Source organism: Pontibacter rugosus (genome assembly GCF_042678745.1).
GTDB lineage: Bacteria > Bacteroidota > Bacteroidia > Cytophagales > Hymenobacteraceae > Pontibacter > Pontibacter rugosus.
Genome location: NZ_JBHTLD010000292.1, coordinates 1 through 4,796 on the forward strand (window position 1 = coordinate 1; position 4,796 = coordinate 4,796).

Here is a 4,796-nt window from a genome sequence, read left to right on the forward strand (position 1 = left end):
CTAATATAATCCTATTACAATTAACTAAACGACTAGTAATGATTTCTTGACCCTGCCTTGTTGCACAGTTATACTTTGCCAGCAGCTAAAGCCACTACTAAATACTTTTGCATTATAAATTTGATTTTTCCCAGAATCCTATTGATTCTGACTTACAATATTATTGCCTAAACTTTTCAAATAAAATTGTCCTTTTAAAGCCTCGGTTATGCTACGCATCTTCAGAAATCATTTATCGCTCATGGCACTTGCCACCGCAATTACCCTTACCAGCTGCCAAAAAGAAGAACTGATGGAAGATCAGTTTAATCAAGAAGCCGCGCTTGTTGCACCTCAGAATGGGCAGGAAATAGAGGGACAATATATTGTAGTGCTTAAAGCAGAAAATTCAAGCTTAGGCACCAGCAGCAGCCAGGGATTACATGTTAGCCAGGTTAATGCCGCCAGAATCAGAACTAACGCAATAGAACGTTCCGGGATCAATGCAGAGGCAATTAGCCAAATTTATGAGGGTGCTGTTAATGGCTTTGCTGCCCACCTAAATAAAGAACAACTAGCCGCACTTCTTAAAAATCCTAACATTGCTTATATAGAGCAGGATCGAGTTATCGCACTTGTTCCTCCAGGAAGAAATAATGGGATCAATGATTTAGCAGATATCAGCGAGAGAGGTAAAGTAGCCAAAGCCAAGCCTACTCCTACTCCCTCAGAACCAGTACCTGCACCTGTTGAACCTGCTCCAACAGAGCCTGCACCAACAGAACCTGCACCAACAGAGCCTGCTCCAACAGAGCCGGTATTAGTACCTGCAGAGCCTGCACCTGCTTTTGCTAAGATTACCCCACTGGCCGGTGAAACTATTCCATGGAATATAGAACGCGTTGGCTACGGAGATGGAACTGGTAAAACAGTTTGGGTTATAGACTCAGGTATTGATACAGACCACCCGGATTTGAATATAGACTTAACTCGCAGCGCCTCGTTCATTTATGGCAATCCTTCTATTGAAGACGGCTTTGGCCACGGCACCTCAGTAGCTGGTGTGATAGCTGCCAAAAATAATGGTTCTGGCATGATTGGCATAGCAGCCAACGCAACTATCATTGCTTTACGCGTGTTTGATGACGCTGGTGCCGGTACAGTATCCAGAGCAATAACAGCCGTAAATCATATCATCAATAATGCGAAGCCAGGAGACGTTGTGAATATGAGCCTAGGCAGCGGCATTTCCTCTACGCTTGACAACGCTGTACTAACAGCTGCCGGCAAAGGAGTGCTGTTCTCTATAGCAGCAGGAAACAGTGGAGTTGATTGCGCTGGCTCATCTCCTGCCCGTGTAAATGGCACAGGTGTTTATACCATATCTGCTATGGATAACTACAACAGATTGTGGGCTTCATCTAACTACGGAGCGGGTGTAGACTTTACTGCTCCAGGAGTGAATGTAACTGCTACCAATAAAAACGGAGGAATTAGCAGTGGTATGAATGGTACTTCTTTCTCTGCACCGCATGTTGCTGGTATACTTCTGCTGAGAGGTGAAGTTTTCACACAAGGTTTTGTAACAGGTGATAAAGATGCAACGCCAGATCCTATTGCTTCTTTGAACTAAAGATATACAGAACAACCACAAACAAGAAGGGCTGCTCATTCTGAGCAGCCCTTCTTGTTTGTGGTTGTTCTGTATCAATATCAGGCATACTCTTTTTTGTACACCGAAACCGACAACCTTATTTTGTAATACTCATACTGCTCATCCAGTTCCTCAAACAGGTCTTTGAGCTTCGCTTCTGCACCAAGCTTCGCAATGGCCTTCGCTATTGCTTTATACTCTGTTTTAGTCACATAACGCGTAAGACTGATGTCATACCCTTGCTCATACAAGGTAGCCAGGTGAGAGAAAATAGTTACTGGGTTCAGGCTGCGCAACTGTGCAATCTCCTCTACTGACAGCCCTTTTTGTAGCAACTCATACGTGGCTAAGTGTGTTGCCCCTTTCATCTTGTTGCCTTTGCTCTGCTCATCGTTAATAAAGTCGATGATTTCCGTGATAAAAGTATCGCCATAACGCTCAAACTTCTGCGCACCAACACCCGATATGGCTAACATAGCAATTTTGTTTGTCGGCTTTTCAGCGGCCATTTCCTGTAGGGTTGTATCGGTAAACACCACATATGGCGGTACACCATTTTCATCAGCGATGCTCTTTCGTAAAGCACGAAGTTTTTCAAACAAGGCATCTTTTATCAGCTCACGTTTCGGACGGACTTTAACAGCTGGCTCCTCCTGCCGTGTTTCTTCAAATTTAACTAGCTGTACTTTTCTGTTTTCAAAAAGTACCTGCTTGCTTTGCTCGGTTAGTTTTAAAGTATAGCCTTGATCATAAGCCATTTCAATCAAGCCTTCGTTCAGCATCTGGTGCAGGTAACGGTTCCAGTCCAGTGTACTTACATCTCTTCCAGCACCATAGGTTTTTACTTTGTCAAAACCGGCTTGTAAAACCTGTGCATTGCGGGCTCCTCTCAGCACATCCACCAACAGCCCCATATTCACCCTTTCCTGCGTACGCGCAATGGCTGAAAGTGCTTTTTGCGCTATTAACGTACCATCGAAACGCGTCGGCGGGTTGCGGCAGATGTCACAATTGCCACAGTCTTTCTGCATTGTTTCACCGAAGTACTGCAGCAGAATCCGTCGCCTGCATGCCGCCGCTTCAGCAAACTGCTGCATCCGCTCCAGTTTTACCAGTTGTAACTCTGTCTGAGCCTCATTTTGGTTTTCCTGAAGCATGCCGCGCATGTTCATTACATCGGCGTAACTGTAAAACAACAACGCATCCGATTTAGCACCGTCACGTCCGGCACGGCCAATCTCCTGATAATATCCTTCTATATTTTTTGGCAGATTGTAGTGAATTACCCAGCGCACATTTGATTTGTCAATACCCATTCCAAAAGCTACCGTGGCACAGACAATCATGACATCATCCTTCAGAAAATCCTCCTGCGCCTTAGATCTTTGATTTGCAGTCATACCTGCATGATAAAAGGTAGCGTTGTAGCCGCTTCGCTTTAATTTGTCTGCCAATGACTCTGTTGCCTTACGGCTCAGACAATAAATTATACCAGGTTGGCCCTGCCGCCGCGCCAGGAAATCCGTAATGCGGTTAAACCTGTCTTTGCCGGGCTTAACCGTCAGGTTTATATTGGGTCGATCAAAAGAAGCAACAAACACGTTGGGACTGTGCATGTGCAATTGTTCCTGAATGTCTTTTTGCGTAAGCCTGTCGGCAGTGGCAGTCAGGGCAATAACAGGAATGCTCGGGAACTGAGACTTCAATGCCTTCAGCTGTGTATACTCAGGCCGAAAATCGTGCCCCCAGGCAGAAATACAGTGTGCCTCATCTACTGCGAAAAGAGAAACTTTGATACGGTTTAGAAAAGACATAAAACCTGATGAAAGCAATTTTTCAGGGGAAACATAGAGCAGTTTCAGCTTTCCCTCCAGGCACTGGTTCTCTATCTGATACTGTTGCTCTGAATTTTGAGAACTGTTAAGATAAGCCGCCGGAATCCCGTTTACCAGCAGTGCCTCCACCTGGTCTTTCATCAAGGCGATAAGCGGTGAAATGACAACGCATATACCAGGCTGCACCACAGCCGGCACCTGATAGCAAACAGATTTACCACCACCGGTCGGCATCAGCACCACTACGTCCTGCCCCTGCAGCACACTTTCAATAATTTGCTCCTGCATGGGTCGGAACTGCTCGTATCCGAAGTATAGTTTTAAGGCCTCTCTTGCCTCGCGTATTGTTGCCATAATTGCTGTTCTCCTACCGCAGTTTTACCTGCCTCTTCTGCGTCACATGAATAACAAAGATAAAGATAAAGCCTCTGAAATACGAGCTTCGCCTCTGCCCTTTTGGCTATACATAACCATGAGCTGCTGCAGCCGTACCAATAAGCACGTATAACTTAAAACTCAAAGCTATGAAATCTGAAATAACTAATAACCTAGAACACGTACTTGTGAAGTGTATGACTGCCTGCGAAACCTGCGCCACGTTATGCCTGCACGAAGATGATGTAAAGATGATGGTTGATTGCATCATGCTTGACCGTGACTGCGCCGAAATTTGCGTTACCACTGCACGGTTTGTAGCGCGTAACTCTCCGCATGCCAAGCACGTGATGAAAGAGTGTATAGAAATTTGCCGTAAGTGTGAAGCTGAATGCCGTAAGCACGAAGCAGAGCATTGCCAGAAATGCGCCGATGCCTGTAAAGAATGCGCTGACGCTTGTGAGGAATGGATGCAGAAGAAATAATTTTCTGGCGCTCCTACACAAAAGAGCCGGGCCAGCATAAGTGCTGGCCCGGCTCTTTTGTGTAGGAGCGCCACTTGTAATATCAGAAAATCATATCAAGTATAGCTACTACAATAGACACTACAATGCTGAATAGCAGTGCCGAAAGAAATCCGGCCACATCAAATCCAGTAATCAGCCAATCAGCCATCAGAATAATCACCGCGTTTATCACCAACAGGAAAAGACCTAAAGTAAGAATGGTAACAGGTATCGTCAGAAAAACCAGCACGGGTCGCACAATGGCATTCAGTACTGCTAAAACCAGTGCAAGTATGATGGCTGTTAGAAAGCCGTTGATTTCAACGCCCGGTAACAAATAAGAGGCTAACATAGCAGCTGCGCCTGTTAATAGTATTCTTATGATAAATCCCATAGTTTCATTTTATTGTAAATATAGTATTTCCTAATTATTCTTGCATACGCAAG

The 4,796-nt window shown here is 45.0% G+C and carries 4 protein-coding genes; 2 read left to right on the forward strand and 2 right to left on the reverse strand.

The genetic code is table 11. The annotated features are described in order from the left end of the window. Positions 1-208 precede the first annotated feature (208 nt). Positions 209-1,612 (forward strand): S8 family serine peptidase, encoded by a 1,404-nt coding sequence (locus ACFQ2O_RS20015; RefSeq protein WP_377532241.1) that lies wholly within the window; start codon positions 209-211, stop codon positions 1,610-1,612. Positions 1,613-1,692: 80 nt separating this feature from the next. Here the strand turns inward: ACFQ2O_RS20015 and recQ are convergent, their stop codons facing one another. Further along, positions 1,693-3,822 (reverse strand): DNA helicase RecQ, encoded by a 2,130-nt coding sequence (gene recQ, locus ACFQ2O_RS20020; RefSeq protein ID WP_377532242.1) that lies wholly within the window; start codon positions 3,820-3,822, stop codon positions 1,693-1,695. Positions 3,823-3,992: 170 nt separating this feature from the next. Here recQ and ACFQ2O_RS20025 point away from each other — a divergent pair, with 170 nt between their 5' ends. Beyond that, positions 3,993-4,328, forward strand: coding sequence for a four-helix bundle copper-binding protein (locus ACFQ2O_RS20025; RefSeq protein WP_377532244.1), 336 nt, complete (start codon positions 3,993-3,995; stop codon positions 4,326-4,328). Positions 4,329-4,410: 82 nt separating this feature from the next. Here the strand turns inward: ACFQ2O_RS20025 and ACFQ2O_RS20030 are convergent, their stop codons facing one another. Next, the gene (locus ACFQ2O_RS20030) at positions 4,411-4,743 is read right to left on the reverse strand and encodes a phage holin family protein (RefSeq protein ID WP_377532246.1); all 333 of its coding nucleotides are present in this window, start codon (positions 4,741-4,743) and stop codon (positions 4,411-4,413) included. Between the last annotated feature and the right edge of the window lie 53 nt (positions 4,744-4,796).

Bases quoted from the DNA above. Each gene is read 5' to 3' on its own strand.
- ACFQ2O_RS20015 (WP_377532241.1), top strand. From the start codon at position 209: ATGCTACGCATCTTCAGAAATCATTTATCGCTCATGGCACTTGCCACC.
- recQ (WP_377532242.1), bottom strand. From the start codon at position 3,822: ATGGCAACAATACGCGAGGCAAGAGAGGCCTTAAAACTATACTTCGGA.
- ACFQ2O_RS20025 (WP_377532244.1), top strand. From the start codon at position 3,993: ATGAAATCTGAAATAACTAATAACCTAGAACACGTACTTGTGAAGTGT.
- ACFQ2O_RS20030 (WP_377532246.1), bottom strand. From the start codon at position 4,743: ATGGGATTTATCATAAGAATACTATTAACAGGCGCAGCTGCTATGTTA.